Source organism: uncultured Dysosmobacter sp., from assembly GCF_947631635.1.
Classification (GTDB): Bacteria; Bacillota; Clostridia; order Oscillospirales; family Oscillospiraceae; genus Oscillibacter.
The window spans coordinates 13,483-29,941 of sequence record NZ_CANRMB010000018.1; the positions used below are offsets into that span (position 1 = coordinate 13,483).

The 16,459-nt window shown below is 60.7% G+C and carries 12 protein-coding genes; 8 read left to right on the forward strand and 4 right to left on the reverse strand.

Annotated elements, in window-relative coordinates; translation table 11 throughout:
- Positions 1-2: 2 nt before the first annotated feature.
- The 3 genes from Q0Z71_RS10135 to Q0Z71_RS10145 all read right to left on the reverse strand — a co-directional run bounded on the left by Q0Z71_RS10135 (position 3) and on the right by Q0Z71_RS10145 (position 4,765).
- Positions 3-1,715 carry an NADH-dependent [FeFe] hydrogenase, group A6 gene (locus tag Q0Z71_RS10135; RefSeq protein WP_298021856.1) on the reverse strand — a complete coding sequence of 571 codons (1,713 nt, stop codon included), beginning with the start codon at positions 1,713-1,715 and terminating at the stop codon, positions 3-5.
- Complete coding sequence (locus Q0Z71_RS10140; protein WP_298021859.1) at positions 1,709-3,547, reverse strand: NAD(P)-binding protein; 1,839 nt, start codon at positions 3,545-3,547, stop codon at positions 1,709-1,711. The genes Q0Z71_RS10135 and Q0Z71_RS10140 overlap by 7 nt, the downstream gene beginning before the upstream one ends.
- Positions 3,548-4,198: 651 nt before the next feature.
- Positions 4,199-4,765: a TetR/AcrR family transcriptional regulator gene (locus tag Q0Z71_RS10145; protein ID WP_298021861.1), complete on the reverse strand. Its 567-nt coding sequence runs from the start codon at positions 4,763-4,765 to the stop codon at positions 4,199-4,201.
- 178 nt (positions 4,766-4,943) lie between these two features.
- Here Q0Z71_RS10145 and Q0Z71_RS10150 point away from each other — a divergent pair, with 178 nt between their 5' ends.
- From Q0Z71_RS10150 to Q0Z71_RS10185, 8 genes are all read left to right on the forward strand, one after another.
- On the forward strand, positions 4,944-7,535 hold the full coding sequence (locus Q0Z71_RS10150) for a hypothetical protein (protein WP_298021864.1): 2,592 nt from the start codon (positions 4,944-4,946) through the stop codon (positions 7,533-7,535).
- Between the two features lie 33 nt (positions 7,536-7,568).
- Positions 7,569-9,737 carry an RND family transporter gene (locus tag Q0Z71_RS10155; protein ID WP_298021867.1) on the forward strand — a complete coding sequence of 723 codons (2,169 nt, stop codon included), beginning with the start codon at positions 7,569-7,571 and terminating at the stop codon, positions 9,735-9,737.
- A gap of 82 nt (positions 9,738-9,819) precedes the next feature.
- Positions 9,820-10,362 carry a DUF308 domain-containing protein gene (locus Q0Z71_RS10160; protein ID WP_298021998.1) on the forward strand — a complete coding sequence of 181 codons (543 nt, stop codon included), beginning with the start codon at positions 9,820-9,822 and terminating at the stop codon, positions 10,360-10,362.
- A 178-nt stretch (positions 10,363-10,540) separates the two neighbouring features.
- Positions 10,541-12,208, forward strand: a complete 1,668-nt coding sequence (locus tag Q0Z71_RS10165) for a nucleoside kinase (RefSeq protein WP_298021870.1) — start codon at positions 10,541-10,543, stop codon at positions 12,206-12,208.
- Positions 12,209-12,801: 593 nt separating this feature from the next.
- Positions 12,802-13,221, forward strand: coding sequence for a YjdF family protein (locus tag Q0Z71_RS10170; RefSeq protein ID WP_298021873.1), 420 nt, complete (start codon positions 12,802-12,804; stop codon positions 13,219-13,221).
- A 136-nt stretch (positions 13,222-13,357) separates the two neighbouring features.
- A complete protein-coding gene (locus tag Q0Z71_RS10175; RefSeq protein ID WP_298021876.1) occupies positions 13,358-14,227 on the forward strand; it encodes a radical SAM protein in 870 nt (289 codons plus the stop codon).
- Positions 14,228-14,249: 22 nt separating this feature from the next.
- On the forward strand, positions 14,250-14,600 hold the full coding sequence (locus Q0Z71_RS10180) for an arsenate reductase family protein (protein ID WP_298021879.1): 351 nt from the start codon (positions 14,250-14,252) through the stop codon (positions 14,598-14,600).
- The gene (locus tag Q0Z71_RS10185; RefSeq protein ID WP_298021882.1) at positions 14,597-15,562 is read left to right on the forward strand and encodes a tRNA-dihydrouridine synthase; all 966 of its coding nucleotides are present in this window, start codon (positions 14,597-14,599) and stop codon (positions 15,560-15,562) included. The genes Q0Z71_RS10180 and Q0Z71_RS10185 overlap by 4 nt, the downstream gene beginning before the upstream one ends.
- Before the next feature lie 98 nt (positions 15,563-15,660).
- Here Q0Z71_RS10185 and Q0Z71_RS10190 read toward each other — a convergent pair whose 3' ends face one another.
- Positions 15,661-16,431, reverse strand: coding sequence for a suppressor of fused domain protein (locus Q0Z71_RS10190; protein WP_298021885.1), 771 nt, complete (start codon positions 16,429-16,431; stop codon positions 15,661-15,663).
- Positions 16,432-16,459: the final 28 nt, after the last annotated feature.

A 16,459-nucleotide genomic window follows, 5' to 3' on the forward strand; every position in this document is an offset into this window, starting at 1 on the left:
CCTTATTCGTGTTTGGTATGGAGCAGATGATGGCTCTTTTCTCCCAGGGGCTTTTTCAGATAGGCGCGGTACAGGGCCTGGACATCCGGGTTCTCATGGGAGAACCGGATAGGCGCTTTTGCATCCAGCTTCCACAGCTGGCTGCTGCGGGACGCCGCCATCTCCATGCCCTCATGGATGGGCTGTCCGCCGCCTCCAGCGCAGCCGCCGGGACAGGCCATGACCTCCACGAAGTCATAGTCCACCTCGCCGCTGTCCACGGCCTCCATCAGCTTCCGGGTGTTGCCCAGGCCGCTGACCACCGCCACCCGGACATCGCCGGCGCCGGGAATGGCAAAGGTGGCCTCTTTCCAGGACTTGCTGCCCCGGACCGCCGAGAAGGCATCGGGATCGGGATTTTTGCCGGTCGCCAGGTAATAGGCGCTGCGCAGGGCCGCGTCCATGACGCCGCCGGTGGCGCCGAAGATCACCGCCGCGCCGGTGCCGGTGCCGAGAGGACTGTCGAATGGCTCCTCCTCCAGGTCCGAGGGGACGATGCAGTCGCTGCGGAACAGGCGCACCATCTCCCGGGTGGTCAGGACCACATCCACGTCAGGATCGCCGCAGGCATCCCGCATGGAGGGCCACTCGCTCTCCGCCTTTTTGGCGGAGCAGGGCATGATGGAGACCACGCACATCTTTTTGGGGTCGATGCCCATCTTTTCCGCGAAGTAGCTCTTGGCCACCGCGCCGAACATCTGCTGGGGGGATTTGGCGGTGGAGAGATTTTCCTTATAAGAGGGGAACTGCGTCTTTAGGAAGCTGACCCAGCCGGGGCAGCAGGAGGTGAACATAGGCCAGCGGTATTTACCCCGGTGGGTGAACCGCTCGATAAACTCGCTGCCCTCCTCCATAATGGTCAGATCCGCGGCAAAGTTGGTGTCGAACACGTAATCAAAGCCGATGCGCTTCAGCGCCGCCACCATGCGGCCGGTGGTAGCCTGCTTGGGCGTGAGGCCGAAGGTCTCCGCCCAGGCCACCCGGACCGCCGGGGCCACCTGGACCACCGTGGTGACCTCCGGGTCCGCCAGGGCCCGCAGCACCCGGTTGGTGTCATCCCGGACTGTCAGCGCGCCGGTGGGGCAGTGGGTGACACACTGGCCGCAGAAGGTGCAGTCCGTATTCTTCAGATGGCGGTTATAGCTGACGTCCACCGTGGTGCGGGAGCCGGTGCCCGCCACGTCCCAGATGTGCATGCCCTGGATTTTGTCGCAGACCTGCACGCAGCGCATACACTTGATGCACTTGCTGGCCTCCCGGACGATGGGGACACTCAGGTCCACCTGAGACCGCTCCGGCTGTACATCGTAGGGCTGGTAATGGATATTCAGGTCGTGGGACAGCTTTTGCAGCTCGCAATTACCGCTGCGGACGCAGACCGTGCAGTTGGAGTTGTGCTGGCTGAGGATCAGCCGCAGATTGGTCTTGCGGGCCTGCCGGACGCGGGGAGAGTTGGTCTGAATGACCATGCCCTCCAAAACCTCCGTGTTGCAGGCGGGGACCAGGCGGTTGATCCCTTCGATCTCCACCATGCACATGCGGCAGGCGGCGATCTCATTGATCTCCTTCAGGAAGCACAGATGGGGGATGGGGATGCCGGCCTTTTCAGCGGCCTCCAGGATGGTGGTGCCCTTGGCGGCGGACAGCTCCCGGTCGTTGATCTTGAACGTTACCATTTTTCCACACGTCCTCCCTTAAAGATTCCATATCCAAAGTGGTCACACCGCAGGCAGCGGGAGGATTCCTGATGGGCCTCCTCGTCCGTCATGCCGCACTCGATGCATTGGAAGTCGCACTTCCGCTCGCTGGCGTCCCGCTCACTGGGGTTCACGCGGCCGCTGGGCCGGAGACCCTTGCTGCAGGCCGTGGGCACCTTGATGTCCACCTTGATCTCATGGTTGAAGCCCATATATTCATCGATATTGGCCGCTGCCGCCTTGCCGGCGGCGATGGCGCGGATGACCGTGGCGGGGCCGGTGACGCAGTCGCCTCCGGCAAACACGCCCTCCATATCGGGGATCTGGGTGCTGGTGTTGGCCGCCACATTGCCGCCGCGCTGGATCTTGATGCCGCTCTCCTCCAGGCCCCGGGACTCGATGCCCTGGCCGATGGCGACGATGACCGTGTCCGCCGGGATGCGCAGAGGCTCCACATCGGCGGTGTTGGGCCGGGGACGGCCTGCCTTGTCGATCTCGCCGATGATCTGAGGCTGGGTCCACAGGGCGGTCACATGGCCGCTCTCATCCGCTTCGATCTTCAGAGGCGCCTGGAGAGTCAGGACCTCGGCGCCCTCGGCAATGGCGCCCTCCACCTCCTCCTGCTGGGCCGTCATATCCTCCTGGCGGCGGCGGTAGACGCAGGTGACCTTTTTCGCACCCAGGCGGACAGCGCTGCGGGTCACGTCCATGGCCACGTTGCCGCCGCCGATGACCACCACGTTCTGCCCTGTAAAGTCGGGCATCTCCTCGTCTCCAATGCGGCGCAGCATCTCCACAGCGGAGATGACGCCCGCGCTGTCCTCGCCCTCGATGCCGGTCTTTTTGTCGGTATGGGCGCCGATGGAGATGTACAGGCAGTCATATTCCTTTTTCAGCTGGTCAAAGGTGATATCCTGGCCCACCTTGATGCCGGTATGTACCTCAATGCCCAGGGACAGGATGGATGCGATCTCCGCATCCAGCTTTTCCCGGGGGAAACGGTAGCTGGGGATGCCGTAGCGCATCATGCCGCCCAGCTTGCTCTGCTTTTCATACACAGTGACCTTATGGCCCATCAGCGCCAGATAGTAGGCGGCGGAGAGGCCGCCGGGACCGCCGCCGACAATGGCCACGGACCTGCCGGTGGCAGCCGCCTTTTTCGGCTGGGGAACATCTCCGGCGTGGTCCACAGCGTACCGCTTGAGGCCGCGGATGTTCAGCGCGTCGTCCACCATGTTGCGGCGGCAGCGGGCCTCGCAGGGGTGCTCGCAGATGTAGGCGCAGGCGGTGGGGAAGGGATTGTCCTTCCGGATGAGCCGCACCGCGTCGGCGCAGCGGCCTTCGTTCACCAGGGAGATATAGCCGGGGATGTCCACGCCCGCGGGGCACAGGGCAACACAGGGCACCGGGTTTTTCAGCGTTCCCAGGCAGCGGTGGTGGAGGATGTGCTCCTCGTAATCATCCCGGAAGCCCTTCAGGCCCATCAGTACCAAATTGGCAGCGTCGATACCGATGGCGCAGTCCGCCGTGTCCACGATGACTTGCGCGGTGCTTTCAATGCGGCGCAGGATGCTGATATTCGGCTCGCCGTCCAGCACCTCCCGGATCATGTTGGAGAGCTGGGCGAGGCCGATGCGGCAGGGCACGCACTTGCCGCAGGTCTGAGCCTGGCACAGGTTCAAAAAATTCAGGGCCATATCCACCGGACACAGGCCCGGGGGACTGGCCGCAATCCGCCGCTCCATATTGCGGTACAGCTGTTCCACCACGGCCTGTGCCTGACCGGGCATCTTGACCTCTAATCTGCTCATACGGGGGTCTCCTCCTTCTACTCTGTACCGTGGGACCACGGTACAAACCTTGTTAACGTAAGTATAACGTTGGATTTACGCAAATGCAACATTCTGGTAAAACTTTTTTAGACGAACAAACAGAAATTGTTTGCACCATGCAATTTTTGACTTTCACAAAAAAAAATTTTGTAAGATACGTGCAATTGTCTTTAAATTAACTAAGGAATCCTGACAATTTTTTGACAAAATGCCGAATAAATATGCATTTATATGCCGAAAAGGGTGCGCACCTGCGGGCACCACGGACCCGGCGGAGCTGGTAAAAAGGACGATTTCAAAAGAAATCGTCCTTTTTACGATGGTGGTTTTCAATGATTTTCAAGTTCCTCTGCATCAGGCCGGGATACAAGAAAAGACCGGCGTGCCGTCCCCGTCCAGGGCCGTTTTCAGATGCGCAGCGGTCCGCTCCGGCAGCCTTCGGCGCTGAGGGGCGGGCGTGCCGCCCAGCTGTGCTGCGGGGAGGTCCGGCCTCCGCCCGGCTTTTAGGCAAACGGGAGCAATTGTCTAAATTTTAGACAACCGCAGGAGGTTTGCCCATTGCCGCATTTTTTCAGCGCCGATAAAATAAAACCGCAATGGATGGAAACGGAAAAACAGCAAGGCGGCCGTTCAGAGCTGCGGCTGTTCGGCGGCACATTTGAGGAAGGCCCGCCTGGAGGAACCGGCGAACAGGTCGCAGACGCGGGCGGAGGCCGCTGGCAAATCATAGTTCATCCCCGCGTCCAGCCAGTCCAGAATGACGCCGATCAGTGTACATTTGTAGTAGCGGATCAGGAGCTGACGGTCCTCGGCACGGATGGAAAGATCCTCTGTGGCGGCGGTCACGAACTCCTCCACCACATACAGCGCTACATGCTCCAGCGTTTGCAGAAAGACCTCCCGCTGGACGGAGCGGTAGATGTGCAGGATAGACCTCCGGTAGGAGGCGCAATATTGGATCATCAGGTGGATGCAGTCCACCAGGGACCCCGGCTGGCCATGATTTTGCAGGATCTCGTCGGCTTTCTCCTTCACGATGCGCTCCAACAGGGTGGGGATATCCTGAAAGTGGTAGTAAAACGTGTTCCGGTTGACGCCGCAGCGGTCGACGATCTCCCGCACTGTGATCTTGCTCAGGGGCTTTTCCGCCAGGAGCTGTTCAAATGCGTCCACGATCAACTTTTCCGTCCGGTTCATGCCTGCCTCCTATCCGCGATACCCCATGGACTGGGACCTCAGCAGCGGCAGGGTGCGCATACCCACCGCTGCTTTTTACACGGCCAGTATAGCCGATATTGGCTGAAAAGTAAAGCAGCCGAAAGCATTCCATCAAAAATCATCTGTAAAACCAATCGAGAAATGGAGGAATTTCCCTATGAGATCCAAGCACCCCATTCAGGTCCGGCAGCTGACAGCGGCGGCATTGGCCTGCCTGACAGCCGCCTCTGTCATCCCGGCGGCGTCTGCCGCGGAGCCGATCGGCGACGGTGTGGCGCCGTCCTATGACGAGGCATATTATGCCACCCTGGACTACTATGGCAATCTCACCGAGGGCAGTGTGGTAAAGAGCTATGTCCTCAACGGCGCCACCACGCTGACGGACTACGGTGTCTACGACGAGGTGGTGAACCTCACCGACGGGACCGCGCCCACAAGGCTGGACGGCGCCACCGAATTCCGATTTGACGGCGCCGGCGCGCCCTCCCACTTTTATTTTGAGGGCAAGACCGCGCGGCCCTTTGCGGAACTGCCCTGGACCATCGCCATCTCCTATACCCTCAACGGCGTGCCCGCCAAGGCGGAGGATCTGGCGGGAAAGACCGGCGTGGTGGAGATCAAGCTGGACATCGTGCCCAATGAGAACGCCGGTGAATACGCCCGGAACAACTATACGCTGGAGGCCGTGGCCATGTTCAACCAGGACGACATCCTCTCCCTGGAAGCGCCCGGAGCTCAGGTGCAGCTTATCGGCAACCTGCGGTCGGTGCTGTTCATCGCCCTGCCCGGCGAGGAGCAGCATTTCGTCATCCGGGTGGGGTCGGAGGACTTCTCCTTCGGCGGCATGACGTTCATGATGGTCCCCGCCACCCTGGCCCAGCTGGAGGAGATCACCAAGCTGTCCCAGCGGAAGGACGACCTGGAGGAGGACTACAACAAGCTCTCCGGCAGCCTGGACACGCTGCTGGATTCCTTTGCCTCCCTGGGCGGCAGCCTGCGGGCCACCGCGGACGGCCTGGATGAGCTGAACCGGGCGCGGGATACCATCTCCTCCGGAAAGGGCCAGATCTATGATGACGGCGACAGGGTGCTGGACGATCTGGAAAAGCTGAACGGCTCGCTGAACACGCTGCCCGGCCATTTGGACGACGCGGACGACGCTGTCACCGAGGTGACGGATTCTATGTCGGATCTGACCGATACCGCCGTGGGCCTCCAGAGAGAACTGGATGATCTGGACGACTGCCTGCAGGATTTGCAGCGGGATATCCGAACTATCCGCGGCGGCACCGGAGACATGCAGGACCATCTGAAAAAGCTGGGAGAGGACCTGAAGAGGCTGCAGGCCAGCCTGGATGAGATCCGGGGCACCCTGAAGCTGCTGGATATCCGCATCAACGGCGGACTGATCTCCGAGCTGCCGGAGAGGATACAGCAAAACATCAAGGTCCAGGACCGGCGGCTGGATGAGGTGCTGAAGCAGGTGAATGCGCTGGAGGGCGCCTTTGCCGCCGTGGCGGGGACTGACGGCCAGGGAGCGGTCAACAGCGCCATCGGCTATGAGCAGTTCGCCGCAGCCGCCATCATGGTCTCGGCGGCACAAAAAGGGATGTCACTCACCCCGGAGCAGGCTGCTGGACAGCTTGCCCAGATGCAGGCCGCCGTCATCGCTGTGGAGACCGCCGTGGCCGAGACGATACGGCAATCCGCAGCGGCGGGACAGCCGCTGGATAAGGCAGCCGCTTTGCAGCAGGTGCTGGCGGCGATGAAGGCCGGGAGCGAGCAGCAGCGGGCCGCAGCCGCCGCCTATGAGCAGGCCCTTGTCATGCAGCAGGTGTATACCGCCGTCTGCGGCGGGACGGAGAAGCCCATGACCAAGGCGGACTTCTTCACCGCCATACTGATGCTGAATGACATCAACCAGCTTCAAAACCCCGCCCAGGCCGACATCGCGGCAATCCTGGAAAAGAAAGCGGCCTACGCCCAGACCGGCAAGCTGCTTTCAGAGCTGAACGGCGACTATGACCTTGCCAAGGTCACCGGCCTGCTGGAAAATCTCAGCGCGCTTCTGGAGCATATGGGCAGCGGCGGACTGACCGGCGATCTCGGCAGTCTGGTGGGGAAGACCGACACCGCCCTGGGCCACCTGAACGGCACCGCCGATGTGGGCCGGGACATCCTGGACCGGGCGGAGGACCTGCTGGACGATCTGGAGGACTTGGACGACACCATCAACGACCAGGTCCCCGGCCTGCGGGATACGCTGCGGGACACCAAGACCCTGGTGCGGGACATGGTGGCCACGGTGGACGACACCCATGGGTTCCTGACCTCCTTCCGCTCCCTGGCAAAGACCTCCGGCAGCCAGCTGGACGAGGGTACCAGGAAGAGCCTGGAAAACCTGGCGGCGACGCTGCGAAAGACCGCCCACAGCACGGACGCCGTGGGCGATGTCAAGACCGCCAAGGACGCTGTCAACGAGATCATTGAGGACACCTGGCACGAGTATACCGGCGATATAAACAACATGCTCTTAATGGACGCCTCCGCCCAGCCGGTCTCCCTGACCTCAGAGCGGAACGGGGCGCCTCAGAGCATTCAGATCCTGATCCGCTCCCAGGAGATCCAGGCGGATTCCGGCGATACGGAGGCGGCCGGTGTCAACACCGGGGAGAGCACCACCTTCTGGGGCCGGATCGCCCGGATGTTCCAGGACTTCTGGAATGCGGTCACCGGCATCTTCCATTGAATCCAGCCATTTTGAGAACGGAGGCTGTTCCCATTGCTTGAAAAAATTGCCCACTGGCTGACACGAAAACCGAAATTGGTGGCGCTGGCCGCTGTATTGCTGATGATTCCCTCGGCGCTGGGGTTCATTGCCACCCGTGTCAACTACGATATCCTGTCCTACCTGCCCGCCGACCTGGAGTCTGTCCAGGGCGAGCGGCTGCTGGAGGAGCCCTTCCACATGGCCGCCACCAGTATGCTCATCGTGGAGGGGATGCCCGCCGGATACACCAACGACCTCATCAACGAGATCAAGGAGGTGCCCGGCGTCAGCAGCGCCGTCTGGGTGAGCAACATGGTGGGCATCCAGATCCCCACGGAGATGATCCCGGCCAGCTTTCGGGATATGTTTTTCTCCGGCGACGCTACCATGATCATCATCCAGTATGAGAAGGGCGGCGCCTCGGACGAGACCATGGCCGCCATCGATACCATCCGTTCCATCAGCAATGAGCGGTGCTTCCTGGCGGGGTTCTCTGTGGTGATGAAGGACACCAAGGACCTGATGGACAGCGAGCTGCCCATCTTCGTGGGGCTGGCGGTGGTGCTGGCCCTGGCGGCCATGATGCTGACGCTGGAATCCACCGTGCTGCCCTTCCTGTTCCTGGGCGGCATCGGCATCGCCATCCTCTATAATTTCGGCACCAACATCTTCCTGGGCGAGATCTCGTACATCACCAAGGCCATTGCGGCGGTTTTGCAGCTGGGCGTCTCCATGGACTACTCCATCTTCCTCTACCACCGCTATGAGGAGGAACGGGCCCATTACGAGGACAACCGGGACGCCATGGCGAAGGCCATCGTGGCGGCGTTCACGTCCCTCTCCGGCAGCAGCCTGACCACCATCGCCGGTTTCCTGGCTCTGTGCTCCATGCGCCTGACCCTGGGCCGGGACATCGGCCTGGTGATGGCGAAGGGCGTCGTGCTGGGCGTGGCGACGGTGGTGCTGATCCTGCCCGCGCTGGTGCTGCTGTTTGACAAGCAGATCGACAGGCACCGCCACAAGAACCTGCTGCCCAGCTTCGATAGAGCCAATACCTTCATCCTCCGCCACCGGAAGCTGTTTTTCGTGCTCTTTCTGCTGCTGTTCATCCCCTCCATCTATGCGCAGAATCACGCGGAGATCTACTACAAGCTGGACGAATCCCTGCCGGAGGACCTGCCCTCCATCGTGGCCAACGAGAAGCTGAAGAATGAGTTTGACATGGCGACCTCCCACTTTATCATCCTGCGGGACGATATCTCCGCCACGGATATGAACGTCCTGGAAAATGAGATCAAAAACGTGGAGGGTGTGACGTCCGTGGTCTCCTACCACGCCATGCTGGGCACCGGTATCCCGGATTTCTTCATCCCGGAGGCGGTGCGGGACATGCTGAAGCAGGGCGGCTACCAGATGATGATGGTCAACTCCAGCTATGCTACGGCCTCCGACGAGGTGGCGGCCCAGTTGGAGACGCTGAACGGCATCCTCAAGACCTATGACCCCCAGGCCATGATCACCGGCGAGGGCGCCATGACCAACGACCTGATCGAGACCACCGCCGTGGATTTCAGCGTGGCAAACGACCTCTCCGTAGCGGCGATCTTCCTCATCGTGGCCATCGTGTTCCAGTCCCTCACCGTGCCGCTGGTGCTGGTGGCGGCCATTGAGCTGGCGATCTTCATGAACCAGGGCGCGTCCTATTTCACCGGAACCGCCGTGCCCTTTATCGCACCCACCATCATCAGCTGCGTCCAGCTGGGCGCCACGGTGGATTATGCCATCCTGATGACCACCCGCTTCCAGGAGGAGCTGCGGAAGGGAAAGGACCGGATGGAGGCCATCCATATCGCGGCCTCCTCCTCGGATTCCTCCATCATCACCAGCGCGCTGGTGTTGTTCTGCGCCACGCTGGGCGTCTCCTTTGTCTCCTCCATCGACCTCATCGGCTCCATCTGCACCATGCTGGCCCGGGGCGCGCTGATCTCCGCTGTGATGAGCATGGTGGTCACGCCCTCCATCCTCTGTGTGTGCGAACCGCTGTTCAACAGGACCAGCCGCCATTGGAGAAAGGCCCCGCCGCCCAAAACGTGGAGAAAGAAGGACCGCACACCGGCCCTGCGGGAGGCGCAGATGGAGGATGAGGGCAGAGAGACGGCATCTTCCGGCGCGGAGCGCTGACAGGCGGAGATTCAAAAAACAGCGCACATAGAAATTTGCGGGACATCTGTGGAAAAGGAAGGGGAGAGGTTCCTTGAAACGAGTGAAGCTGGCACGGAACGGATATCTGATGATATCGGTTGTCTTTTACATTGCGGGCGTTCTGTATATGATACTTCCCGAGATCCCGCCGGCGGCGGTCTGCATCACCAGCGGCGTGGTGCTGCTCGTCTACGGCGTCATCAAGATGATCGGGTTCTTCTCCAGCGACCTTTACTGCCTGGCCTTCCAATACGACCTTGCCTGCGGGCTGCTCCTGCTGGTGCTGGGCGCCATCGTGCTGCTGTGCAGGCAGAGCGTCCTGCCATACCTGTCCCCGGGCCTGGGAATGCTGATCTTGGTGGATAATTTTCTGGCGATGCAGATGTCCTATGACGCCAAGAAATTCGGCCTGGAGACGTGGTGCCCCATCCTGATCATCGCCGTGATCACCAGCTGCTTTGCCATTCTCCTGATCGTCAAGCTGTGTCCGGGCGTTCTGTCGTCGCATCTCGTCGCGGGGCTGGCGCTTTTGTCCGAGGGCCTGAAAAACCAGTGTGTGGTCCTGTATACGGTGAAGATCATCCAGGATTTTCAGCCGAAATGACGGGCGTGGACCGGCACTGTTCCATTTCCGCCGTGAAAATCGAAAACAAATATGAGAAAAACGATAGCCATTTCCACGCAATATGGTGTATGATAGTAAAATAGTGGCTGGCACAGCTGCCCCTATGGACCCGCACCGCGTCCTAAGAGATGCACAGAACGTTTGAGGAGGTCATTCGATGGAACGGACAAACTTGATGACAGTGACCGTGGATGGAGCGGCGTATACATATCCCTTTGGAACCACGTACCGGGAGATCGCCGCTGATTTCCAGGAGAAATACGCCCATGATATCCTGCTGGTCAACCGGAACGGAAAGCTCTGCGAGCTGCACAAGACCCTGGACCGGGACTGCACGCTGAAGATGGTGACGGCGGCGGATAAGCCGGGCATACAGACCTATGAGCGCAGCGCGGTTTTCCTGATGCTGAAGGCCTTTTACGATGTGGTCGGCCGGGATCAGGTGGAGCGCATCTCCGTGGAATACTCCATCAGCCATGCGCTGTTCATCCGGGCAAAAGGGGCGTTTACCCTGACGCAGGAGCTTCTGGACCGGGTGGAGGCCCGCATGCGGACGCTTGTGGAGCAGGCGGCGCCCATTCGGAAAAAGTCCGTCAGCACAGATGACGCGGTGGAGCTGTTCCGGCGGGAGCGGATGTATGATAAGGCGGGCCTGTTTGGCTTCCGGATCAACTCCCATGTCAATATCTATTCCCTGGATGAATTCTCGGATTATTTTTACGGGTACATGGTCCCTGACGCCGGCTATATAAAATATTTTGCCCTGGAGCTGTTTGAGAGCGGCTTTGTCCTGCGGATGCCTGCCCAGAGCGACCCGCGTCGGCTGGAGGAATTCAAGCCCTCTATGAAGGTGTTCCGGGAACTCTACGACGCCACGCTGCGCTCTGAGGCGTTGAAGATCTCCAATGTGGCAGAGATGAACGAGATGGTCTCCAAGGGGAATGCCACGCAGATGATCCTGGCCCATGAGGCCATGATGGAGAAGCAGATCGGAGATATCGCGGAGGAGATCGCGAAGCGGAAAGACGTCCGGTTCATCATGATCGCCGGCCCCTCCTCCTCGGGAAAGACCACCTTTTCCCACCGGCTGTCCACGCAGCTGCTGGCCCGCGGGATGCGCCCCCACGCCATCGCCACGGACAATTATTTCAAAAACCGTTCGGAGACGCCCCGGGATGAAAACGGCCAGTATGACTTTGAGTGCCTGGACGCCATGGATGTGGAGCGGTTCAACACGGATATGACGCGGCTGCTGAAGGGCGAGACCGTGGAGATGCCGCAGTTCAACTTCAAGAAGGGCGTGCGCGAATACAACGGGGACTACCTGGCCTTGGGCGAGCAGGACGTTCTGGTCCTTGAGGGCATCCACTGCCTGAACGACCAGCTCTCCTACTCTCTGCCCAATGAGAGCAAGTATAAGATCTACATCAGCTGCCTGACCACGCTGAATATCGATGACCACAATCGTATCCCCACCACGGACGTGCGCCTTCTGCGCAGGATCGAGCGGGACGCGCGGACCCGGGGATACAGCGCCCGGGCGACCATTCAGATGTGGCCGTCCGTCAGACAGGGAGAGGAAGAGCACATTTTCCCCTTCCAGGATAGTGCGGACGTGATCTTCAACTCGGCGCTGATCTATGAGACGGCCCTTCTGAAGCCCTATGTGGAGCCGCTGCTCTTTGGCGTGCCGAGAGACTGCGACGAATACATCGAGGCAAAGCGCCTGCTGAAATTCCTGAACTACTTTTTGCCGATCCCCTCCGATGATGTGCCGAGGACCTCTCTGATGCGTGAATTCATCGGCGGCGGATGCTATAATTAAATCACTGGAAACGGGATCCATTCACATTTCCAGTGTCACAGCGCCTGCGCGCTGTGACAGGCCGCGGACCGCTGCCTTGATTGGAATTTCATCGTCCATCCCCGTGCGTTTTTTCGAGTTCATGGACGAGATAGTCGACACAGTTGAAAAGACTCCCCAAAAGTCTTTTCAACGCCATGCTGCTGTGCAGCATGGCAGGCCGCGTATGCGGCCCTCTGTATCTGACTATATCAGGTGCGGCCGCCGGTAGGGGCGCTTCGGCGGGACCCATGCCCCGCAAAGACTTTTTGAACCGCATCAGATCGTGCGGACAGCACAAGGCCCCCAATAAATATTAGATTTGAAGCGGAGTGGCGCGGCGAGAGCGGCGCCGCTTCTGCAAAAGGACCGGCTCCTGCGGCTCTGGCCATGCTTTGCGGCGTTTTTTTGCCCCGGCGCTTGACGGCGGGGCAGACGGCGCTTATCATGGAGCTTGCGGAGATAAAAACACGGCCCGGTCGGTAGTCCGGGCGTATCCGCGCATTGCGGATATCAGTAACCTGCCTCCTTGGTTGTCCGTTCTCCGAACGACCATTTTAAAGGAGGACATGCACATGGAAACCGGATATGCCAGATTGACCGTCCGCTTTGAGAACCCCTTTTGGGTGGGACTCTATGAGCGGGGAGGCGGCGGGACCTATGAGGCCTGCCGGATCGTGTTCGGCGCGGAGCCGAGGGATCAGGAGGTCTACTCCTTTCTGCTGGAGCATTGGCGGCATCTGCGGTTCAGTCCTTCCATGGAAGCGGAGGAGCCTGCGGACCGGAGGGTCAGCCCCAAGCGGATGCAGCGCCGGATCAAGCGGGAGCTGCAAAACACGGGGATCGGGACGAAGGCCCAGCAGGCGCTGAAGCTGCAGCAGGAGCAGGGGAAAGCGGCGAAAAAACGCCGTTCCCGGGAGGAACGGGAGGCGGAAAAGGACCGCCGGTTTGCCCTGCGCCGGGAAAAACAGCGGGAGAAGCACAAAGGCCATTGAACCGTGCCCCGGAAGGATTGCCTTCCGGGGCTTTTCCTGTCATTTCCCGGGAAAGGAGGACCGTTTTCCAAAGAGGGGCTTGCCCCTGCGGAGCCTTTTTGCTATACTCATATCCGACAGGAGAGGAGGGCGGCCCATGCATGAGATCGAGGCAAAGACCATCCTCTCCGCCCGCAACGGCATGAACGTCTACCGGGGATGCACCCACGGGTGCATCTACTGCGACTCCCGCAGCACCTGCTACCAGATGGACCACGAATTTGAAGATGTGGCGGTGAAGCGGAACGCCCCGGAGCTGCTGGAGGACGCCCTCCGCCGCAAGCGCCGCCGGTGCATGATCGGCACCGGCTCCATGTGCGACCCCTATCTGCCCCTGGAGCGGGAGACAAGGCTGACAAGGCGCTGCCTGGAGGTCATCGACCGCCACGGCTTCGGCGTGTCCATCCTCACCAAATCCGACCTGCTCCTGCGGGATCTGGACCTGCTGGAGAGCATCAACAGCAAGGCCAAAGCTGTGGTTTGCACCACCCTCACCACCTTTGACGAGGACCTGTGCCGCATTCTGGAGCCCCATGTCTGCACCACAGAGCAGCGGGCCAAGATGCTGCGGACCTGCCGGGAACACGGCATCCACACCGGCGTGTGGTTGTGTCCCATCCTGCCGTTCCTCAACGACACGGAGGAGAACCTGCGGGGCCTTTTGGACCAGTGCTTTGCCGCCGGGGTGGAGGTCATTGTGAACTTCGGCATGGGCGTGACGCTGCGGGACGGAGACCGGCAGTATTTTTACAAGCAGCTGGACCGCCATTTTCCGGGTATGAAGGAGCGGTATATCCGCGCCTTTGGAAACGCCTACCAGTGTCCAAGTCCAAACGCCGCGAAGCTGTCGGCGATTTTCCGGGAGGCGTGCCGCGCCCGCGGCGTCATCTGCGAGCCGAAGGAGGCAATGGCCTACCTCATGGAGTTTGAGGACCGGCAGGCCGGAGAACAGCTGCATTTATTTTAAAATATATCAGGAGGGACTTTTCATGTTATTTCTCTGCTATCCCAAATGCACCACCTGCCAGAGGGCGAAAGCGTATCTGGACGCCAAGGGCGCCGCTTACGAGCTGCGGGACATCAAGCTGGAAAACCCCAGCGCCGGCGAGCTTCGGACGTGGTGGCAGGCCAGCGGACTGCCCCTGAAAAAATTCTTCAACACCAGCGGCCTGCAATATAAGGCCCTGTCCCTGAAGGACAAGCTGCCCGCCATGAGCGAGGAGGAGCAGCTGGCCCTGCTGGCCACCGACGGGATGCTGGTAAAGCGCCCCATCCTGGTGGGGGACGGCTTTGTGCTGACCGGCTTCCGGCAGGCGGAGTGGGACGAAAAGCTGAAATGATCCGGCGTTATGACTTCGCCCCGCTGGACGGCATTACGAAGGTGGTGTTTCGCCGGGTGTGGCACCAACAGTTCGGCGGCGCGGACCGGTACTTTATCCCCTTTTTCTCCCCCACCGGACAGCACATTCTGACAGACCGGGACCGGCGGGAGCTGGACCCGGCCAATAACGGCGGGATGCCCCTGGTGCCCCAGGTGATGACATGCCGGGCGGAGGACTTCCTCTGGGCGGCGGAGCTGGTGCGGGATCTGGGCTATCCGGAGGTGAACCTGAATCTGGGCTGCCCCTCCGGGACCGTGACGGCCAAGGGGAAGGGCTCCGGCTTTCTGGCAAAGCCGGAGGAGCTGGACCGGTTCTTTGACCAGGTGTTTTCCAAGGTCCGGCTGCCTGTGTCCGTCAAGACCCGGCTGGGCATCCAGACGGAGGCGGAATTTCCCCGGCTGCTGGAGATCTATAACCGCTATCCCATTGCCTGCCTGACCATCCACGCCCGGGTGCAGAAGGAGAAATACCGGGGGGCCGTCCATCTGGACGCCTTTGCCCAGGCTCTGGCGGAGAGCAGGAACCCGGTGTGCTACAACGGCGACCTGCGGACGGTGGCGGAGGTGGAAGCATTTGCGGACAGGTTCCCCAGGGCGGATGCGGTGATGATCGGCCGGGGCGCTGTGGCGGACCCGGGGCTGCTGCGGAAGCTCCGCGGCGGCCCCGCCGCCACCCGGGAGGAGCTGCGGACCTTTACCCAGACGCTGTACCGGGAGTATCAGGTCTTTTATGGGCAGGTGGGCCCGGCGGCCCAGCGGATGAAGGAGGTCTGGTTCTACCTGATCCACCTCTTTGAACACAGGGAGCGGCTGGACAAAAAGCTGCGCCGCTCCCGGGGACCGGGGGAGTATGAGGCCATCGAAGCCGCCATCTTCCGGGACCTGCCCCTGCGGGACCATTCCGAAGGAGACTTGATCTGACCCCATATGGGCGGCAAAAGAGCCGGACCATGGAACATCTTCCATGGTCCGGCTTTTTTATCGGGAGACGATCGGTTTCTGATGGAGAGGGGGGAGGTTCAGTCCAGAATTTCCTTGAAATCGGCGCAGAAGTTGGGCCGGTGGACGTCCAGCACCATGGGGAGCTCCTGTTCCGCAAAGCGTTTGCTCAAGGCCTCCATGCCGTATTTCAGCTTATACTCGATCTCCTCCTTGTAGGCGGGGATGGCGAAGAGGAAACTGATGTGAGTGCCGTCCTTGGTGTCCAGAGAGGCCAGTTGGCCGCCCAGCTGGTCCAGGACGACGCCGCCGAAGCCCAGCCCGTCGCACAGCGGGGCGTACGCCGGACCGTTGGGCATGGTGTGGCCCCAGGCAAGCCAGGTCTTGTACTCATGGGGGAACCGGGCCAAAAATTTCAGCGTCTGGATGGGCCAGTAGCTGGAATGGGGCAGACTGCTGTTCAGATCGCCGGTTTTGCCCAGGTCCCAGTCGCCGGGCAGGAACAGAAAGAGCTCCGCGTATTTCAGGTCCTCCCGGTCCGCCAGGTCGTCCGGCAGGGTCATGGGCAGGTCGCTCATGCCGGTGGTGTAGAGCACGTAGTAATTCTTCTCCGGCGTGGGCCGCAGGATATTCACATCGATGTGGACCAGATCGGAGATCAGCTCGTGATAGACAAAGCTCTCCCGGTTGGGAAACAGCGCCTCGAAGTATTGGGTGATCTCCTCGGCATAGGTGCCGTAGGCCTGGGGAGGCCGCCAACCCTGGTCCTCCGGGGTCTCATAGCGGTAGATCGGAGAGCCGCCGGGCGTGACCTCCGTTTTTTTCTTGCGAAATTTATCGAGAAAACCCATAAGAAAGCCTCCTGCATATCAATGGTTT